Genomic DNA, 20422 nt, shown 5'->3' on the forward strand with positions numbered 1-20422 from the left:
TAATCAATCAATTCTTGGATACTATACAATAATTAATTATAACTCTTTTCGACTTTGCTGTACTTATATTTTTTTAATGTCAAGCATATTAATGCTGTTACGGATGCGCCGGCCATCATGCATAACAGTCCAATCAGCGGTTTATTTACTGCTCCTAACAATAATACAATGGGCCCTCCATGGGCTACCGTATCCGTAATTCCAAACAAAAATCCCATAGTACATGATACAGCAGAACCTATCATATTAGCCGGGATAACTGTAAATGGATCACTGGCAGCAAAAGGAATTGCCCCTTCTGATATTCCTACTAATCCCATAGCCAATGCTGCTTTACCATTTGCTGTTTCTTCTGATTGAAACAATCGATGTTTGCGGTCCAGAAACGTAGCTAATGCCATTCCTAAGGGAGCTACCGGAATTGCACAGGCCTGAGCTCCCATAAATTGAGGCTGACCTTCTGCAATCAATCCTACAGAAAACATAAAAGCCACTTTCCCAAATGGTCCACCCATATCAAACCCTTGCATTAATCCAACTACAATTCCTAATATTATTAAGCTCCCTGTGGATAATCTTTGAAGCATGGCATTAAGAGCTGTCATCAGTGAAGAAATCGGCATTCCAATAATAAATATAAAAATAAAGGCAATAAATAATGAAGCCGTAATAGGAATCAACATAATCGGTACTAAAGGCTGAATTGCTTCTGGGTATTTAAAATGTTTTAACCACTTTACAAAGTATCCGACTAAAAGTCCTGCTATTATTGCTCCGATAAAACCGGTACCGGCAGTGGAATTATAAAAAGAACCGTTATTTGCAATCCAACCGCCAATCATGCCCGGAGCCAATGCGGCACGATCACCGATTGCACTTGCAATATATCCAGCCAGTATAGGAATCATTAAAGTAAAACCGGTACTTCCTACAGCAGAAATTTTATTCCAAAAACTCCCTTCCGGAATTACTAAACCATTCGGTGTCGGTTCCCCTCCTATAGCAAGAGATATGGCAATTAGTAATCCTCCTATAACAACAAAAGGAATCATATAAGATACTCCGCTCATCAACACTTTGTACAATGATTTATGCTGTGACTCTGTGTCAGATTCTTCAAAATGGGTAACCGTTTTTTTCTGATTGTGCTTATAAATGGGTGCTTTTTTATCAAGAATTTGCATAATCAATTCTTTGGGCTCATCAATTCCTTTCTTCGCACTTGTATTTATAACTCGTTTCCCGGCAAAACGTTCCATATCCGTTTCTCTGTCACTGGCAATAATAATTCCTTCTGCATGTTCAATCTCTTCTTTTGTCGGTGAATTTTCTATACCAATTGAACCGTTTGTCTCTACCTTTATTGTAACTCCTATTTCATTAGCAGCTTTCTCCAATGCTTTTTGTGCTAAATAAGTATGAGCCACTCCAACGGTACATCCTGTAACCCCTATTAAAAATCTTCCCCCTTTTCTTGTCTGATGTTCTTCCTCTATTTCTTTTGAAAATATGTCAACAACCTCTTGCTCTGTTTTTGCGCCTTTTATCTTTTGAATACAATCAGTTTCTAATAAATGAGATGTAAGATTACTTAGAATTGAAATATGCGTATCGTTTGCATTCTGAGGTATAGCAATCAAAAATATAACATAACTCAGTCTGCCCTCACCGCTGAAATCTATCCCATTACGGGATATTCCGATAGCTACTGCCGGTTTTATGACTGCTGCTGATTTGGCATGAGGTATTGCTACACCATTGTCCAGCTCTGTTGAAACTTCTTCTTCTCGTTTTAAAACATCAGCAATATATTGGTTTTTGTCTTTAATAATTTGTTTTGTTTCAAAAAGACCTGATAACTCTTTAATTGCTGACTTCTTGTCCTTAGATTGTAAATTGATTTTTACAAGTTCTGAGGAAAGAAATTGTGATATGTTTCTCATTATAATACCCTCCTTAAATTTTATAATTTAACTTTATTTGTTATAAATTCTTTCCTTTTCTATAACCCATATGAAAATCATGTTCCTCCTTAATTTATTGTGCTTCTATTGAAGCCTTTTTTATAAAATTCTTATCTGAATTTCAAATAAGTTCCAATCGAGTTAGCATTTTAGAAATGCCTTCTTGTTCCAATGGTTCCGTTACATAGTCTGCATGCTTTTTTAATTCTTCATTGCCGTCACCCATTGCAATTCCAATATCTGCTTCATTCAACATTTCCATGTCATTTACGTCATCGCCAAAGGCATAACTTTCCGTCAACTTGTTTCCTACATATTCTTTAATAATCCGTACTCCTTTACCTTTTGACACATTTTTCGGATAAAAGTCATAAGAATAAAATGATTGCTGTCTCAATATATTAAATTCATTTCCATATTTGCGATTAATAATGTCAAATTTCTCTTTAGTAGGAAGTATAACAATCAATTTGTAAATCTGAAATTGTTCTAAAAACGATTTCTGCTCATCTACTGTCTTAATGAATCTACTCTCTACCGCAATATTTCGAATCAATCGTTTTCTCTCTTCCAAACTCATATTAACTGCATAACAACATTCCGGACTTTCCAATACTATGGGAATTTCATATATTTTACCGGTATTTACAATATCCACAACATATGTTTTTGAAATCGGCTTACTGTTAATTACCTCACCGTTCATTTCAATATAAGCTCCATTATTACAAATTAAAATATCCGGTTCTAATTCCAGTATGCTTTTTTGAATAAAGCATTTGGATCGTCCCGTTGCAATCGCCACATAAATACGGTTTTCTTTTAATTTCCGTATTGCCCTTATTGTTTCCGGTGTTGGTTTATGGATATTTTTTTCACATTTTGTTAGTGTTCCGTCAATATCAAAAAATATGATTTTTCTACCCATAGCTATCACCTCCCCTCTCATTATACAATCTATCTATTTCAGTATAAATCTTCATAATTCGTATTATATTATTATAATTCATTTTAATTCATCAATGGCTGTAAAAAACCATCATCTTGCTTATCATATACGTAAACTCATATTTATCACAAGCAGGATGACGGTATATTTATCATCTGCATAATCAGCTGCATATAATAAAATTGTCCGGTAATTTCCTTTCTTTAGAGAACATATTCACATACACATTTGTAAATGCACTTAACTCAGTCCATGTGCATAATGCCTTCACATTAAACTTTGAATCGTCAACTAACAGATAATTACGGTTACAACGTTTCATAGCCTCCAGTTTAACAGCACCCACCTTTACATCAAACACATATACTTCTCCTGTATCCAGATTTATACCATTTGTACTGAAAAAACCATGATCAAAATTGAAACTGTGCAGCATATCACATGCCATAGTTCCTACGCTCATATCATAACCAAAATGGAATTCTCCTCCCAATAAATAAACTTCTTCCTGAAAGCTGGAGGGAATCTTACGTAATAAATAGGTACTTGCAGTAACAATTTTCACACGTTTTCTAAGAAGTCCTTGTATCAAATAAGCCGGTGTTGACCCTCCGTCTATATAAATACAATCTCCATCTTTTACATTTTCTACTGCTTTCTCACATATAATTCTTTTCGCATCTGCACTGAGGTTTTCTTTATCAACAACGGGCATTTCATTAAAGGTAGATAAGGTCTTGGATATTTCCACTGCCGTTGCTCCGCCCCGTTCACGCTTTACCATACCGCGTTTTTCTAATTCGATCAAATCTCTATTAATAGTTGATTTTGATACATCCAGTTCATCCATGAGCTCCTTAATTGTTACAAAGGATTTTGAATGAATAATATTCATAATATGGTATAGTCTCTCCTGTAATAGCATATAATAGCCTCCATTTGATATACTGATATATCTTATACTAATTTTATTGTAACAAAGAATGGCTACCTGTGTCAACAATTCAATTCAAATTAATTCAAAGCTATTTATCTCATTTCATATTTCAATTCTCTAACCGCCTATTTTTACAGTTACATTGTGGACCTTTCCTATATCTATATATGACAACAATTCACTTTTATTTACTGTAGGAATTCCTTCCATTCTATAAGGCTTTTGCATCTTCTCATATTTATTTTTACCCAAGGTATGATAGGGCAGTAAATGGACCTCCTTTACGCGGAGTTCGCTTCCCAATTTTATAATCGAAGCCAAAACATCTTTCTCATAATTAAACTTAGGAATAACAGGAACTCTTATAATAACACGTTCCTTATAATTTTCTGCAATATAACGGAGATTATTCAATATCATATCCAAATCTCCGCCTGTTACAGATTTAAGTACCTCTTTATCCGTATGCTTTACATCAAATAGAAATGTGTCTATATATGGAATAGCCTGCTTCAGATGTGTGAGGGTACATTGTCCCGTTGTTTCAACTGCAATATTCAATGATTCCTTTTTCAATGCTTTCAACAATTCTAAAAAGCCGTCAAATTGCAGAAATGGTTCTCCACCTGATATGGTAACTCCACCACCGGTATAATCATAATAATCCTTATCCTTTTCTACTTCTGCTACAATTTCTTCCACTGTTTTTAAAATACCCGAAAACTCAATTGCTTCATTGAAACAATTGGAGACGCATTGTTTGCAATGGATACACTTTTCTTTATCATAAGAAAAATGTTCTTCACAAAACGTAATTGCATGGGTCGGACAAACCTGTACGCACCTATGACAGTGCACACATTTCTTTTTGGTATAAAACAAATGTGAATCCATACACTGAGATTCCGGATTTGAACACCAAGGACAGTGAAGGGGACACCCTTGCATAAATACAACAGTGCGTATACCCTCACCGTCATGAGTTGCAAACTTTTCTATATTGAATATTTTAATTTTATTGATATGATGCTCTAAATTAATATCACTTCTCATCTTTAGCCATACAACTCCCTGCTTAATAATTCTTCTTGTACATCCGGCATTAAATCTACAAATACTGCACTGTACCCTGCCACTCTTACAAGCAAATCCGGATATTTTTGAGGATGTTTCTGTGCATCTTCCAACACCCCATGATCAACCACCGTTACCATCAATTGGCACCCTCCCTTCTTAAAATATACATCAAAGAGAGCCTTTACCTTTTCTTTATCTTCTTTCATCATATGGGGTGTAAATCTAATATTCTGTACGCTTCCTCCGTGATACCTGGCTTTAAATCTCGACAGAGAATTGAGGACCGCCGTCGGACCGCTTTTGGCAGCACCACCTTGAGGATTATTGGCCGGATTCATATATTGTCCTTTTCGTCTTCCATCTAAAGAAGCACTTGTCTTATGTCCCCAGTCTGTATTTGTTTGATTGTTACTGATTACAATTAAATAATATCCCATTCCTTTACCAATTCCTCTCTGCCTGATACCCTTAGCCACAAACTCATACAAATCGTTGGCAAGATCATCACATTCTTTATGATCATTACCGTACTTCGGAACATCCAAGAGTTCCTTTCTGATTTTTTCGTACCCTACAAAATCATGCAATGCCGCTTCATTCAACTCCTTCAGAGTGTATTTCTCCTGATCAAAGACCAGGCTCTTAATTGCATACAGTGCGTCTGACGCATTGATATTTCCATAGGTTTCATTTGTTCCGCCTAAAATTTCCACTCCTCCGTCAAGCAATGCTTTCCCTCTGTCAATACAGTCATCCATCAAAATACTCGTAAATAAAAACGACACTTCCTTATTCATCACTTCATAACTATGATACTGAGCCTCTATACTTAAATCAAAATAGTAATCCAATAGTTCTTTATATTGACTATAAAATTCTTCAAAAGTCCTGTATTCGTCCAGCGGTTTTATATGGATAGGTCCCCCCTTATAAATACCATCCATGGGATCTATACCTTTATTCAAAGTTATATTCAGCAATTTCAGTAAATTCAACAATGTATTGGGGGTACCGACACTTTTTCCTTGGATAACAAATTCACCGCACCCGAAAGGTACATATTGCTGAGCCGTTTTTTTATCAAGTCTCATAGCATATTCTACTGCCGGAACATTTACTTCATCATTATAAAGGGTAGGATAAGTAGCTCCGGAAGAAATACAATCGTAAGCCATATCCTTAATATCCTCAGGTGTATCTTTATATAAACGCAGCGTAAACTGAGGCTCTACATATCTTGTATTTTTACATACTTTGAGGCAAATCCTTGTAAACAAATCTGCGCCTTCCACATCATCGCGCCCTTCTCCTCCCACAATAATACGTCCGTTAACCGTCGTACGGCGATTTTCAATCATCCACCACAAAGATTTTAAATAGCGGTATGCATCTTCTTCTGTAATTATCCCTTCATCAATATCACGCTTTAAATAAGTACCTAATATATCATCCAATCTTCCATAATTAATTACACCGGCACATAAGGCATAAATCCAAAATAGCTGTAATGCTTGATGAAAGGTATGAGGCGGTTCTTCACGAATTGCATCTAAATCTTTAAACATAAGGTCCAATTCTTTCTTACGTTCCGTATTTGCAGAAGGTATTTTCTCCAAAACCAATTCCTTTTGTCGGTCTATCACATCTTTTAAAAGGTTTAATGCTTCTATAGAACAAGAAAGAAACTCATTCTGGGGTTTCAATTGAATTATCCGAATTAAACCGTTAATACCATATTTCATCAATCTTTTATAATTCAGCATCATGCCGCTTAGACGTGCTGTAGCCATTAAAGGATAATTACAATCTATAAATCGTCCCGTTGTTGTATCATTCAATACATCTTGGCAATAGATTGACTTAATATCATGATCCTGCCAATAATCATATAGAACATCTACTCTATTCTTCTCATCCTCAGTACTTAACAGTTCTTTAAACTCCCTCAGTTTATGGAATACACAGTAATGTCCCACTCCTCCGATGCTTGTAGTACTTCCAAAACCAATGGGAAGATAATCAAGTCTTCCTGCTATTAAGTCCGTATCTTCAATAGAACGGAACAATACGGGAAATATGGTTTTAAGACAATTCAATTCACGCCTTGCCTTATCAAGTTTTTCACTTTCTTTATAAGCTTTCGTATATGCTTCCATAATTTCAAGTTGTTGTTTTAGCGGTTTTTCACAGGGTATTTTTTTACTTACTTCTACGTTTTGTTCTCCGTCAATATTAATCCTTGCCATTGCTCTACTCCTTCCTCACTAATTGATCATTATTTTCATCTTTCTATAAATTTACTATACCATTGCTTTGCTTCATTGTCAATCATTTTATATCTTTTTAATTTATTTTGATTCATATTATTTCAGACTAATTCTACATTTTTAAGAGCAAAAAATAATGCCTGCAGATTTTCTGCAGGCATTTTTTTGTTCGAATCTATAAAAAGCAAATCAATTTTAGCGATAACACTATTAAAACAATTACATACACAATAATAATACACACTATGAAGAACAAGAAATATACCTAATTTTATTCAATAAATTTCCTACAGTTACTGACATACTTATAATGTTTTTCTTCACAATTTTGTTCAAGCCAATTTAGAGTAACATCAAGAAGTTCAAGTTCACTCATATATGATATTTTCTCTGCTCCAATGATACGTTTTGCCATTTTTGTAATATCACTTTGACAGTCAATACCACGCAAATAATGCTTACAATTAGCCGTCCATATTTTCATAGTATGCTCAACCTTGTCCAATATGAAGTCTTTTTTACCTAAAGTGGTGTAATGCGGATTTGCAACGCATTTAAAATCGACTACGCAAAAGGGATTGTTCTCATCTATAGCAATCGAAACTACATAGGACTCCGGAATAAGGCTTGGCGCATAGTCAGAAAATATAATCGGATATTTAATTGCCATAATCTCCGATAATCTGGTTACAAATAAACTATTGTCGTATCCTGATACATCAATCTCAATATCTATGTCCGAATATTCATCAAAGTTATTATTTGCGAGACTTCCATATAATGTACATGACCTGACTTCTTTATATGTTGAAATATATTCCATAATTTCATTAGCGTATTCAATTAACTTTTGCATAATATTTTCCTTTCGTTACATATATAATTAAGTCAATAATCTTAACTTTGAAGTTTCATATACCTGTTCTTTATGTCAATTATAAGCCACAAATTTACAATACGCAAGAAATCTTAATGAATCAATAACCCCCCAAAAATAGAATTTGTTATTTCAAAAATTACCGATGCTTACAAGGCCTGTGATTATAATAGATAAGAAATGCCGAATTAAACACAGCTCGTAATGAGCTATTTTTATAGTAGCTTTCTTTTATTTGGGATATAATAAAGAAAACAGCTATAGAAAGGAGATGATGCCCATGACAGCTAATAACAGAATACCTAATAGATTGATAAACGAAAAAAGTCCTTATCTTCTTCAACACGCTTATAATCCTGTTAATTGGTATTCTTGGTGTGATGAAGCCTTTGATAAAGCGAAAGCTGAAGATAAACCCGTATTCCTTTCCATAGGATATTCCACCTGTCACTGGTGTCATGTGTGTGATTAACAGCAATTATGGAATATTTTAACGCGGCTTGTTTAAAGGATTGTAGCCGTTTGTTATAGGTATTCGATTTCGAAAATTACAGTGTCTCCTTCTCTATCATAGTAAATTTTTTTAACTATACTTCGTAATAATTGATTTTGTTCTTCAGGTGTAGTAGCATTATGCCAGTTCTTTTTAAAATTACTAACTAATTTCTCTAATTCTTTATCAGAGTAAATATAATCACTTTTACTTTCAAGTTTGATAATTTCCTGTTTTAGTTTCTTGATAATAGGCTCTCTTCGCTTTTTTGCATCTGCAAAATCATTTATATCATAATTGCCTTCCTCTAAAAGAGTTCTTGCTCTTCTTAATGCATCTTCTTCTTTTTTTAATTTAGCCTCTTTATCTTTTAAGAGTTTCTCTCTTTGTTTTTTCTCTTCTTCATTTTCTTTTACTTTTTTTATTCTTTCTGCATTTACATAACTATTAATTATTGTATCATACAGCGCATTATAAAAATCCTCATTCATTTTAACGCCTTTTTGTGGACATTTTTCTCCAAGTGGAGTTTTGTAATAACACTTTGTATAGTGATAAAGTTTACCTGTCTTTGCTTCCACTCTTCCCCAACTATATGTCATGGTCCTACCACATTTTTTACAAACAAGGAGTCCACTTGTTGGAAATACGCCAGCACGACTTTTTCTTGGAATTTTTTGATTTCTATTCATGACTTCCATAATTTTGCGGTGCTCTTCTTCTGTTTTGAGAATAGGATGATTTCCAATACCGACACTCCACTCAGATTCATCCCTTTCTCTTACTTCTAATTTATTACTTAAAGGTGTTTTTGTCCACTCATTCCTTCCATATATCACTTTACCCATATGGAAGGAATGTTTTAAAAGGCGGTTTACAGCCGTAGAACTCCACATTTTATTTGACGGTGATGGTATTCCTTCTTTATTAAGTTGAAACGCAATTTTTTCTGTATTGAGTCCAGACAAATACATTTTTTTAATTCTTTGATAAACAGCATTTTTTTCTTCGTCAACCTCAATGGTAAAATCCACCTTTATCCGTCCTTTTTCGTCTTGTATGATATTTCTTATTTTGGTATATGGGTAAGGGGGATTTCCATTAGTAAGCCTACCCATTTTTGCACCATCTTTTTTTCCATTGTAAAATCTTTCTTTTATAATATTTAATTCAGTATTTGACATAACAGATTGAATGCCTAAAAGTGTTAAATCGGCGTTGTCATGTAAATCATATGCGCGTTCAGGTGTGATAATATACGTATTTGCATACTGGAAGACATTTTTAATGACTCCGAAATCCGAAGTATCCCCGCGGGATAATCTATCCCAATGCACCACCAAAACACCATCAAACTCTTTTTTTTCGATTCTTCTAAGTAATTCAGTCATTACAGGCCTTTCAAGGAGACTTTCACCTGTTATAACATTTTCATTAAAAATCTCAAATTTCCATTTATTTTTTTTCGCATATTCTTTTAACCTTTCTCTATGTTTTGCAACTACATCTGCGTCTTCATCACCTCTTGATTTACGTAAATATATAGCAACCTTCTTGACCTTACTTAATTTTGCCGCCATAACATCAACTCCTTCTGACATGTTCTAACTATTTTTGAGTATAACATATTTATAGGTCAAGACGTTTATACTTTAAAGATATATAATTAGTAACTATAATATGGGAAATGGTAACCTAAAAATATAGTAAAAATACTTGAAAAACAAAAAAAAGATATTGTACTATACAATTACCTCCATAAGTTAATATATAAAACATCCAGGTATTTATTGAGAAAAGGGGCATTGTTTATATTGCCCCTTTTAAGAAAGGATTTGATTTCATGAAAGTTAGAATTACTAAAAAATGTAGTAGTCTAATAGAAGAATATAATTTAGACAGAACAAAGATTATAAAACAACTTGATGAATGTAGTCTAGAAGAAGGAAATTTAATCATTGGCTATAACGAAGGTTTTCATTATACACTTTTTGTAAAAAAATCAAAAGATAATATTGTTCTATATCATATTGAAAAAGCGATTAAATTTGTATCTATGGATAATTCAGATTTGTTTACTTAAAGCCCTATAGGGCTTTTTTTATTGTATTTAAATTTGGCGCTGCAATTTTCAATTAAGTGCGCTAAAATGGTTAAAAAAGTACATTATCATTTTTGTACGTTTAAAAAATCGATTTATAACTTTTTTCAACTATTATTAATGGCCGTTTTATTTAGTATAAAAAAGTATACTTTTTTAGGCATTAAGGGGGTAAAGGTAGTGCAGAGAAATTATGCGTACCTACGTGTGTCAAGTAAGGAACAAAACTTGGATAGACAATGGGATGCTATTAAAAGTTCAGGAATTAAGTTTGATGAGAGAGATATTTATTGTGATAAAGAGAGTGGAAAAGATTTTGAAAGGGAAGAATGGAAGGCATTAAAACGAAGTATTCGTAAAGGCGACTTATTAGTTGTCAAGAGTTTAGACAGATTTGGAAGGAATAAAGCCCAAATTTTGCAGGAGTGGCAATGGCTTGTTAATAATGAAATCGAAATTGTCGTCTTGGATTTACCGTTATTAGATACAAGAAAGTATAAGGAAGAAGGAATGGAAGGTGTCGGAGATTTAATCGTTAGTCTTACACTTCAAATTTTGGCTTGGCTTGCTGAGCAGGAAAGGCTCTTTACTAAACAAAGACAACGAGAAGGTATTGAATCTGCAAAAATGCGTGGAGTAAAGTTTGGTCGCCCCAAAATAGTACCAAACAATTTTGAAGAAGTCTATTATAGATGGATAAACGGTGAGATTACGGCTGTAAAAGCAATGGAACTAACTAGACTAAAAAAGAATACTTTCTATAACAGAGTTAAGGAATTTAAAGCAAAGGGTACGAAAAATAATTAAGAAGGTATGTGGATAATTTTAGAAAATGTGCAGAATAAAAAGTCTTTGGACTACAAACCTAAGACTTTTTTATAGTAACGCTATCTCATTACACACTTTTTACATAAATTATAGTGAGTAGTAAGGTTAACATGGTATATATAGCAAGTACAATTTTAATGGTTGGATTTTGAGCAATAACCTGAAAACTAGCGATAGCAATATTTGTAAGTAATAATATATAAATATATTTCTTAATCCGTTCTTTCAAATTTTCTCATCCCTTTCCTATACCTTTTCTTATATTTTAACCCTTGTTCGTTTTTAGGACCAGATTTTTTCCAAAATTAACGTTATACTTATAAAATGGAATAGGAGGGGAAATAATAATGGAATATATGGAGTTTGCAAATCGGATGATTCAGGATTTAAAGAGAGAATTTAACGAAGTTAGACTGGATGAAAAAGAAAGATTATACATTGGTAGCGAGTTTACCAATGCTTCTTTGCCATTAAGAACAATGTATCAAGAACATCAAATTGTTGGATATCAGAAAAATTTGCAAAACTACATAAAAATAATTTCTGATGTTTTGAATTGCTATAGGTTTAAATTGAACTTAAGCAACGTTTTTCCATTTGTAAAACCCAAGGAATTCGGAGAAGATATTAATCATAATTTCATAAGGGAAGATTTGTTTTGCAATCTATCATTATTTTACGTAGTAGATATGGGAGAGGTTTTCAGATTTGTGCTATATGATGATTTAAAAAATGCTAATATAGATTTGAAAATATTAAAAAATGAAAGCATGAAAAATCTAAACAAAATGACAAATTTTCTTGGTAGACTTGATGATGCACTTCATATTTATACTCTGTACTTTAATTCCGATTTTGGAGCAACCCTTTTTCTTACGGAACATATACAGCAACAAATTAGAAAAAAAGTTGGAACAGATATTTTATTTTGCATGCCATCCTCCTCCTGTTTTATTTGTGCAAAACATAATGAACACACAATAGATACCCAGTTATATATATTGCGTCAACTTATAGAGATAGAAAAAGATATAAATAAGATATCAAAGAATATATACAGAAAAGATAGTCAAGGGAATTATTCAATTATCGCTTAACCATTAATAGTTATACTTATTATTGCATGTTGCTATCCTATAGAGAATAAAGTTTAATATATTTACAACTATTCTTAAAAAATGTATAATATACAAAAGACATTCTAAGAAGTAGTTTTAATAAGCGGATTTTTTAAGGAATAAATGGTTTAACAGTAGCCATTTATTCTTTTTTTGTCACAAACTCGCTATATGCTCTTTTGTAGCAACTTGAGGTAGTAAAGGGCAGCGTGTTTGGATAATTTACTTCAAAACGTTAGATAAGGGGCTGCGTAATCTTATAATATAAGTTACACTAATAATATAGAAAAGATTGACAGGAGTGAAGAGATATGAATAAAAAAGTCTTTATATTATCAAATGTTTCCCCCGTTATTGCAGGATATGGAGTATTCTATATTTTACTCGCTATTATAAAGCAAGTTCCAGTTGTTGGTCAGGAAGTATCAAAATTATGGTTTATACCATTTTTAATATTAACTGCTTATATAGCCTATTCAACTAGAAAAGAATACAAATTATCAAAGCAAAATGGACTATAGTATATATGATTATTGTAAGAAGTGCTTCAATTAGGAGCACTTCTTTTGTTTTGGGTGCATCGTTCAGTTAAACTTCACTTTTGGAAAAACTTATGATAGAATTCTTTGTAGGTTGACAAGTTACTAAATTTGGATTAAAATTATTTATTTACTTAAAAGATATAAGGAGGTCAAATCTATGCCTACGATAAATTTTAAAGGTAAAGCCTTTGTACAGAATCATCATCTAACAGTTAAATATCATCAACTTATTCCAGATAAAAAATCTAGTATAACAGATAATGTAAGTCTAAATGATAATTTGATTATTCATGGTGATAATTTGCTAGCCCTAAAGGCACTGTTACCAAACTATGCAGGCAAAATTAATTGCATTTTTATCGACCCTCCGTATAATACGGGGGAAGAAAAATGGGTATATAATGATAATGTTAATTCCCCAATGATACAAGAATGGCTTGGGAAAGTAGTAGACAAAGATGATTTGACAAGACATGATAAATGGTGCTGCATGATGATGCCAAGGTTAAAGTTACTCAGGGAATTACTACATAAGGATGGAGCCATATTTGTCACAATAGATGATAATGAAGTTCATCACCTGCGTATGCTAATGGATGAAATATTTGGCGAACATAATTTCGTAACTAATATAGTATGGCAGGCTAGAAAATCAGTTCAAAATGATACGGATATTAGCCAACAGCATAACCATATTCTTGTTTATGCCAAAAATAGAAGACAGGAAGAAAGAAGATTAAAGGAATCAAACGCAGATAGATGGTATACAATGGATGGTTTTGTTTTTAAACCATTAGAATTAGATAAATCGAAATTTTCAAATCCAGATAATGACCCTAGGGGACCGTGGAAGGCTGACCCATTTGATGCACCGCAAATAAGGGAAAATTTAACCTATCCAATAGTAAATCCAAATACAGGAGTTGAATATTTACCTCCTAATGGAAGGCATTGGAGAACAGAAGAAGACAAATACAAAGCCTTATTAAAAGATGAGAGAATAATTTTTGGTACTACTGGAAGGGCAAAACCCCAACTTAAAGTGTTCTGGGAGGAAAAGAAGGATTTTGGAGAAGTTGAAAGAACATGGTGGGGGAATGGCTCGATTGAAACTTTTCTATATGATGAAGAAACAGAAGAAGAGATATTAAATGTGGACCAAGAATCTGCTCAGGAGTGGACTAACTATGGAACAGCGACTAGTGCATCTAAAATGTTACAACAAATATTTGAACAAGAAAAAGTTTTTGATACACCAAAGCCTGTTGAACTTGTGAAACATATTTTAAAGTTAGCCACCAAAAATGATGCTATCGTACTAGATTCCTTTGCTGGAAGCGGTACAACTGGACATGCAGTTTTGGACATGAATTTTGAAGATGACAAGAGTAATAGAAAATTCATTCTTATTGAATCAGAAGATTATGCTAATACTGTTACTGCTGAAAGGATAAGAAGAGTTATTAAGGGTGTACCAAGTGCTTCGAGTGAGAGAATTAAAAATGGTGTAGGGGGAACATTTTCTTATTTTGAGTTGGGTAATGCCATTGAATTGGAGGATATATTAAAGGGAGAGAATTTACCAGAATATAAAGAATTAGCGAGATATTTATTTTATACTGCTACTGGGGATGATTTTGATATCACTAAGGTAGATGAGGAAAAGAATTACATTGGTGAAAATGACCAATATGAAGTTTATTTGTTTTATAAACCTGACATACAATATTTAAGGACTATTGCATTAGATTTAGATTTAGCAAAAAGTCTTGGCGAATATAAAGGTAAAAAGAGGCTTGTTTTTGCTCCCATGAAATATTTAGATAACGAGTATCTTTTACAGTATAGAATTGAGTATTGTCAATTGCCATTTGAAATTTATAGGTTTAAGGAGTAATCATTATGAAATTAAAAGACTATCAAAAAAGGTGTTTGAAAGATATTAAACTGTATCTTCAATCTCTTGTAGAATACAAAGATAAATATGATAAATACATAGAGATTGATAAAGAAATGGCTTTTGATTATGATTTTCCTAAAAAAGCATGGGAGCAATGTGAATTTAAAAATGCTGTTGGAGAATCTGTAGTATACAATTCTAAACAAAATGGACTAAATGAACCTTTGCCAAACTTTTGTATAAAAGTTCCTACAGGTGGTGGGAAGACCTTTCTTGCCACAAGAACTGTAGATTTGATTAATACAATATATCGTAAAAAGAAAACAGGTATAGTTTTATGGATTGTTCCGACTAATCAGATATACAGACAAACAATTAATAGTTTAAAAAATAGAGAGCACCCATATAGGCAAGTTTTGGATTTATCTAGTGGTGGGAGAACTTTAATCTTGGAAAAAGGAGATAGATTTACAACTCAAGATATTAATGAAAATTTAGTTATTATGATGTTAATGCTACCTTCTGCTAATAGACAAAACAAAGAAACTTTAAAAATCTTTCAAGATGCAGGAGGGTTTGATTCATTTTTTCCGCCTGACGATGATTTTAAAGCCCATGAAGACTTAATAGATAAGTTCCCAAACCTCGATTACTTTGGTGAAGAAGATTCTTTTTGGAAACAGATAAAAACATCACTAGGAAATACTTTGAGAATTCTAAAGCCTGTTATTATTATTGATGAAGGGCAAAAGGCTTATAGTGAAAATGCACAGAAAACTATAAGAAATTTCAACCCAAGTATCGTAGTTGAACTTTCTGCTACACCACCTAGCGGTAGCAATCCTATTAGTCATATAACAGGACAGGATTTAAATCGTGAGGAAATGATAAAACTAGACATTCATGTAGTAAATAAGGCAACAACAAATTGGAAGGATGTTGTTCTATCAAGTGTTGAAAAAAGGAATTCACTTGAAAAACTAGCAAAACAATATGAATCACAAACTGGGCAGTATATACGTCCAATTTGCTTAATTCAGGTAGAAAGAACGGGCAAAAACCAAATTAATAGTGGATATATTCATTCAGAACATGTAAAAGATTATTTAATGAATGAATGTGGAATATCTTCTAATGAAATAGCAATTAAATCTAGTGAGAAAGATGACATTGAAGGTATAGACCTGTTAAGTAAGGATTGTTCAATACGTTATATTATAACCAAACAAGCACTACAAGAAGGTTGGGACTGTTCCTTTGCTTATGTTTTAACAGTATTGACTGATACAAGTTCCGAGATGAATATTACGCAACTTGTTGGAAGGATTTTGCGACAACCTTATGCAAAGAAAACGAAAATCATTGACTTAGATGAAAGTTATGTATATTGCTATAGACCTAATACTAATGAGATATTAAATAATATTAAAAAGGGATTAGAGGGAGAAGGCCTAGGAGATATAGCAGGAAGAGTGATTTCGGAATCAGGGGACCTAGATACCTCAGCCAGAGTGGATACAACAATTATTAGATACAGAGAAGAATTTAAAAAATTTGAGGGTAGAATATATTTACCAAGATTTATTATTAGAGAAAATGAATCCTACAGGGAATTAAGTTATGAGATGGATATCCTTAGCCGAATTAATTGGAATGAAATTTCCTTAAAGGATATAGAATCCCTTGTATTATCACCTGAAAATAAAAATGATATTGTAATTAGCATTGCTTTAAGCGATAGTACTGAAGATTTAATAGAAAAAAAGATTAGTGCCATGAGAGCGGATGGACTCATTGTTGATTATCTCTTTATAACGAGACATATTATGAATGTAGTTCCTAACCCTTGGGTTGCATATGAGATTACAGAGAAGGCATTAAAAATATTAAGAGGAAAGTATTCTGATGATTTAATAAGTGCTAATATGGTTTTTATAATTCAAGAGTTAAATAAAACTCTAGAAGAGCAGCGTGACATTCTTGCTCAAAAGTTATTTGTTGAATTGATAAAAAATAAAGAGATACTGTTTTTCTTACAATGCGATTCAAATTTTGCATTGCCTACGAAAAATGCAGTAAGAAATAATGTTAAAAAACTTACAAGGGATACTGGAGACCCAATTGAAAAAAGTTTATTCGAGTACGTTCCAGAGGAAGAATTAAACAAGTTAGAACAATCTGTTGCGGTATATATTGATAAACAACAAAAATTGCTTTGGTGGTATAGAAATCTATCAAAACAGGATTATTATATTCAAGGCTGGAAAAAGTCAAAAATATATCCGGATTTTATATTATCCAAACCAAATGAGGAAAATGATGATTATTCAAAGGTTCTTGTAGTTGAGACAAAAGGATTACATTTAAAAAACGAAGATACTGCTTATAAAAAGTCGGTTTTTGATTTATGTAATGAGTTAGGCAAAAAGATTAGTTGGGAAGAACTCGGGGAAGAATTTAGAGATAAGACAGTTGAGTTTCAGATTATTTTTGATAAGGAATGGCAGAGAAAACTCAATGAAATATTTGACGTATGGTAAGCAAACAGACTTTCAGCTACCGCTGAAAGTCTGTTGCATTATGCTTATATATAATTACAGCAGCATTCCTGCAAAAAGGAAAACAAGCACAAATAGGCCATTTTGTATTTAAAAATACATAATGACCTTACTTGTTATAGATTTGAATTTAACACGTGTTAAAGGTTATTATTTGGTTATTGACTATGCTAGTGGTTATTGGTTATTTTGAATGGGGTTAATTTTACGTATGATATATAAGTCTCATACCCTACCCTCCACCATCCTCTAAATAAAATGCCGGAGGAATAAATAGTGAGGATGCAATTATAGATTCTATATGAATATTTTTTTGCTGGTTAAGATGCTTTTTTAGAAAAGTGATTAGTATTAGTATTTTCAAAAGAGAGATTTTGAAATTTAATTTGTCTGGTTCATTAAAATCGGTAAAATCTATTTTCCTGCTAACCTTATCTAAAAGGTATACAGGATTAATATTATTTTTCTTTAATATTCCCAGATAATTGTTTTGGGTTTTTTGGGGATATTTTATATTTATAAAGTCTTTAGGTCTCTCATTAAAATCGGTAACAAATTCTATTAGGTTTCGGGCTTTTATTTTTCCGAACTCACTTTTAATTCTTTCTATTAGTTCGCTCTTATATAGAAAAGGACTATTAAGATTAGCATTTTTAACAGCATCTAGGAGCAAGTTTTCGCAAAATTGTTTTGTTAAAACATCTTTTACTGTTCTATTATACCTAAAATGATACCTCAGGTAAGCCTTCTTAACCTGGTATTCAAATCGCAAAACATATTTAATGTTATTCATTATGGTATAATCCTCATTTGACACAGAATGCGGTCTATTGGTAACCCTAAATTTTATTTCATCAACTTTACTATAGATATTTAAAGCATAACTTCCGTTTCTTGCTTGTATCCCTGTAGGATAATTATGCCTTTTTAATCTTGGGTATCGTGTCTTTTTCAAGCACTCCAAATAAATGGTTTTATCCTCTTCATTATCTGCGTAATAATGTACAAATGGATGTATTTCGGTGCATATCCAGTTTTCAAAGCAGTCAACATCAATATCGGGGAGGAGTTTTTTGATTTTGTAGTTGACTAACTTTATGACTAAACTTGCATCAGTAAGGTTAAATGGTTTGGCATTTGTTCCATAAAAAAATTTAGGAATCGAAAATTTAATCAGGAGTATCCCTGCTGGAAAATACCAAAACAATAAATGCCCGTCTTTCTTAAAAAATGAAATGGAATTATCTTTTTTGTTCACCCATTTTTTCCAACCTCTTTGCACAAGGCCATTTATATTAATATTTGCGTAAGTGTATGCTCGGATTGTATCGACAGATACCATGTAATTCACCCCCTTCCCCTAAGAAGTTATAAGGGATTTTGGAGGTAATTTTACACAGCGTTTTTGAGAATTCAAATTTTGGGGCAAAAAACTTTTTATTTGAGGACTTTTAAATCAGTTCTACAACAACCCCAAAGTCTTAAACTTACGTGTCAGTAAGTGTCAAATAGCGAGCAAAACTGATTTTAGAAACGGTTCCCTAAATAGAAAACGAAAAAGATAGAATAATTAGAAATGCACTAGATTTATATCTATAGTATAGAGAAACGGTTCAAAAACGCTTTATTTGCAGGCGAAACCATTTTTTCTAATTTAATTCTTTTAGAAACTGTTTCTCTAATTAAAAATCTTTTAAAATATCTATTTAAAACTCTCTAAAAAATCCTGTGTTATACTAATATTGGGAAGGAAATAAAAAAGAGGTGTTTATAATTGGAAAATAATATAATAAGTTTAGATAGATACAGAAATAATACAAAAGAAGAGACAAAACAAATAAAACAAAAGAAACAAAAGTATTCAAGTTATTTGGAATATAAAGAAAATGAAAAAGAAAAGATAGAATTTAATAAAAATGAAATTGAATGTTTGTTAGATTTATTTAATACCCGTATAGAATTTTATAAAGAACTATCGAAGGAAATATTTAAGGAAAATAATTTTGAACGGGAAGAATTAAGATATTTCCAATATAGTGAATGGAGATTTTACAATGAAACAATAAATAATATAGACAAATTAAAGAAATTAGAACTTATATTTAAAAATAAGATGGAAACGAAATACGTTATGTTACATTATAAAGATGTGAGTTTTATTGATTCAGAAATAAACTTCGAAACTCTTGGTGTAAGTGACGATACTGAACAGGAAAATATGCAAAAATATAAATCAATAAATAAAAAACTTGATAAAATACTAATGGGAGATGGAAAGCCTCTTATTTTATAAATTACTTTTCACTAAAATGCTACTAATACAAATGCGTATTTAGTAGTATTTTTTAATTCATTTTTAAAATGGGTAAGCGAAGTAATAACTTTTTTAAAATTTTTATAAAAAATCAAAAAAGTTTTAAATAGTTTGCAGAAGTTTAAAGTTTTCTTACCCACATTTAAATATTACATTTCTATTACAATTTTGCTTATAGCCCCTAATTCCGAACTCTCCAAATATTTTATGTTATGCTACAAATAACGCAGGAAAATTGGAGGTGCTTACTGGATGGCGATTAAATTTATAGTTAAAGAACTTAACAAACCATCGCAGTTCGCACTGACCAACTTGAGCCAGTCGGTTTATAATTTTCTGGACACTTGTAGTGATAATAATAACACTACTACGAAGAATGGCAGTGCCGAAACAAAACAGATGGGAAAAACAGCATAAAAAACTACTAACACACAAAAGGCTACCAAAATTTCTGGTAGCCTTTTAAATTTGCGAAATTTGGATATATTATATTAAAA

At 32.2% G+C, this 20422-nt stretch carries 17 protein-coding genes; 9 read left to right on the plus strand and 8 right to left on the minus strand.

The genetic code is table 11. The features are described from left to right. Positions 1 to 32 precede the first annotated feature (32 nt). The 6 genes from EQM13_RS15260 to EQM13_RS15285 form a co-directional block, all read right to left on the minus strand. Positions 33 to 1943, minus strand: coding sequence for a PTS fructose transporter subunit IIABC (locus EQM13_RS15260; RefSeq protein WP_128753116.1), 1911 nt, complete (start codon positions 1941 to 1943; stop codon positions 33 to 35). Positions 1944 to 2085: 142 nt separating this feature from the next. Further along, on the minus strand, positions 2086 to 2892 hold the full coding sequence (locus tag EQM13_RS15265) for a Cof-type HAD-IIB family hydrolase (RefSeq protein WP_071140703.1): 807 nt from the start codon (positions 2890 to 2892) through the stop codon (positions 2086 to 2088). 184 nt (positions 2893 to 3076) lie between these two features. Next, positions 3077 to 3838 carry a DeoR/GlpR family DNA-binding transcription regulator gene (locus EQM13_RS15270; RefSeq protein WP_071140702.1) on the minus strand — a complete coding sequence of 254 codons (762 nt, stop codon included), beginning with the start codon at positions 3836 to 3838 and terminating at the stop codon, positions 3077 to 3079. Between the two features lie 129 nt (positions 3839 to 3967). Further along, entirely contained in the window at positions 3968 to 4903 is a 936-nt protein-coding gene (locus EQM13_RS15275) for a glycyl-radical enzyme activating protein (RefSeq protein WP_071140701.1), read from the minus strand. Between the two features lie 2 nt (positions 4904 to 4905). Then, a complete protein-coding gene (locus EQM13_RS15280; RefSeq protein ID WP_128753117.1) occupies positions 4906 to 7173 on the minus strand; it encodes a pyruvate formate lyase family protein in 2268 nt (755 codons plus the stop codon). A gap of 292 nt (positions 7174 to 7465) precedes the next feature. Further along, on the minus strand, positions 7466 to 8050 hold the full coding sequence (locus EQM13_RS15285) for a nucleotidyltransferase domain-containing protein (protein WP_071140699.1): 585 nt from the start codon (positions 8048 to 8050) through the stop codon (positions 7466 to 7468). Positions 8051 to 8306: 256 nt separating this feature from the next. Here EQM13_RS15285 and EQM13_RS15290 point away from each other — a divergent pair, with 256 nt between their 5' ends. After that, positions 8307 to 8543: a DUF255 domain-containing protein gene (locus EQM13_RS15290; protein ID WP_206172719.1), complete on the plus strand. Its 237-nt coding sequence runs from the start codon at positions 8307 to 8309 to the stop codon at positions 8541 to 8543. Between the two features lie 53 nt (positions 8544 to 8596). Here the strand turns inward: EQM13_RS15290 and EQM13_RS15295 are convergent, their stop codons facing one another. Continuing rightward, on the minus strand, positions 8597 to 10144 hold the full coding sequence (locus EQM13_RS15295; protein WP_161567274.1) for a recombinase family protein: 1548 nt from the start codon (positions 10142 to 10144) through the stop codon (positions 8597 to 8599). Between the two features lie 263 nt (positions 10145 to 10407). On the opposite strand from EQM13_RS15295, the gene EQM13_RS15300 reads away from it, so the two are divergent. The 6 genes from EQM13_RS15300 to EQM13_RS15325 all read left to right on the plus strand — a co-directional run bounded on the left by EQM13_RS15300 (position 10408) and on the right by EQM13_RS15325 (position 17593). After that, entirely contained in the window at positions 10408 to 10647 is a 240-nt protein-coding gene (locus tag EQM13_RS15300) for a hypothetical protein (RefSeq protein WP_128753119.1), read from the plus strand. 198 nt (positions 10648 to 10845) lie between these two features. Next, positions 10846 to 11472, plus strand: a complete 627-nt coding sequence (locus EQM13_RS15305; protein WP_240662946.1) for a recombinase family protein — start codon at positions 10846 to 10848, stop codon at positions 11470 to 11472. A 368-nt stretch (positions 11473 to 11840) separates the two neighbouring features. Continuing rightward, positions 11841 to 12590 (plus strand): DUF1444 family protein, encoded by a 750-nt coding sequence (locus EQM13_RS15310; RefSeq protein WP_128753120.1) that lies wholly within the window; start codon positions 11841 to 11843, stop codon positions 12588 to 12590. 332 nt (positions 12591 to 12922) lie between these two features. Next, a complete protein-coding gene (locus EQM13_RS15315) occupies positions 12923 to 13132 on the plus strand; it encodes a hypothetical protein (RefSeq protein WP_128753121.1) in 210 nt (69 codons plus the stop codon). A 178-nt stretch (positions 13133 to 13310) separates the two neighbouring features. After that, entirely contained in the window at positions 13311 to 15050 is a 1740-nt protein-coding gene (locus EQM13_RS15320; RefSeq protein ID WP_128753122.1) for a site-specific DNA-methyltransferase, read from the plus strand. A 5-nt stretch (positions 15051 to 15055) separates the two neighbouring features. Then, complete coding sequence (locus EQM13_RS15325) at positions 15056 to 17593, plus strand: DEAD/DEAH box helicase (RefSeq protein WP_206172720.1); 2538 nt, start codon at positions 15056 to 15058, stop codon at positions 17591 to 17593. A gap of 250 nt (positions 17594 to 17843) precedes the next feature. Here the strand turns inward: EQM13_RS15325 and EQM13_RS15330 are convergent, their stop codons facing one another. Continuing rightward, the gene (locus tag EQM13_RS15330; RefSeq protein ID WP_128753124.1) at positions 17844 to 18962 is read right to left on the minus strand and encodes a hypothetical protein; all 1119 of its coding nucleotides are present in this window, start codon (positions 18960 to 18962) and stop codon (positions 17844 to 17846) included. Positions 18963 to 19385: 423 nt separating this feature from the next. On the opposite strand from EQM13_RS15330, the gene EQM13_RS15335 reads away from it, so the two are divergent. Together EQM13_RS15335 and EQM13_RS18310 are read left to right on the plus strand one after the other, a co-directional pair. Then, a complete protein-coding gene (locus tag EQM13_RS15335; RefSeq protein ID WP_128753125.1) occupies positions 19386 to 19904 on the plus strand; it encodes a hypothetical protein in 519 nt (172 codons plus the stop codon). Positions 19905 to 20177: 273 nt separating this feature from the next. Then, the gene (locus tag EQM13_RS18310; protein WP_161567275.1) at positions 20178 to 20342 is read left to right on the plus strand and encodes a hypothetical protein; all 165 of its coding nucleotides are present in this window, start codon (positions 20178 to 20180) and stop codon (positions 20340 to 20342) included. Positions 20343 to 20422: the final 80 nt, after the last annotated feature.

The sequence above is a fragment of the Acidilutibacter cellobiosedens genome (genome assembly GCF_004103715.1).
GTDB lineage: Bacteria > Bacillota > Clostridia > Tissierellales > Acidilutibacteraceae > Acidilutibacter > Acidilutibacter cellobiosedens.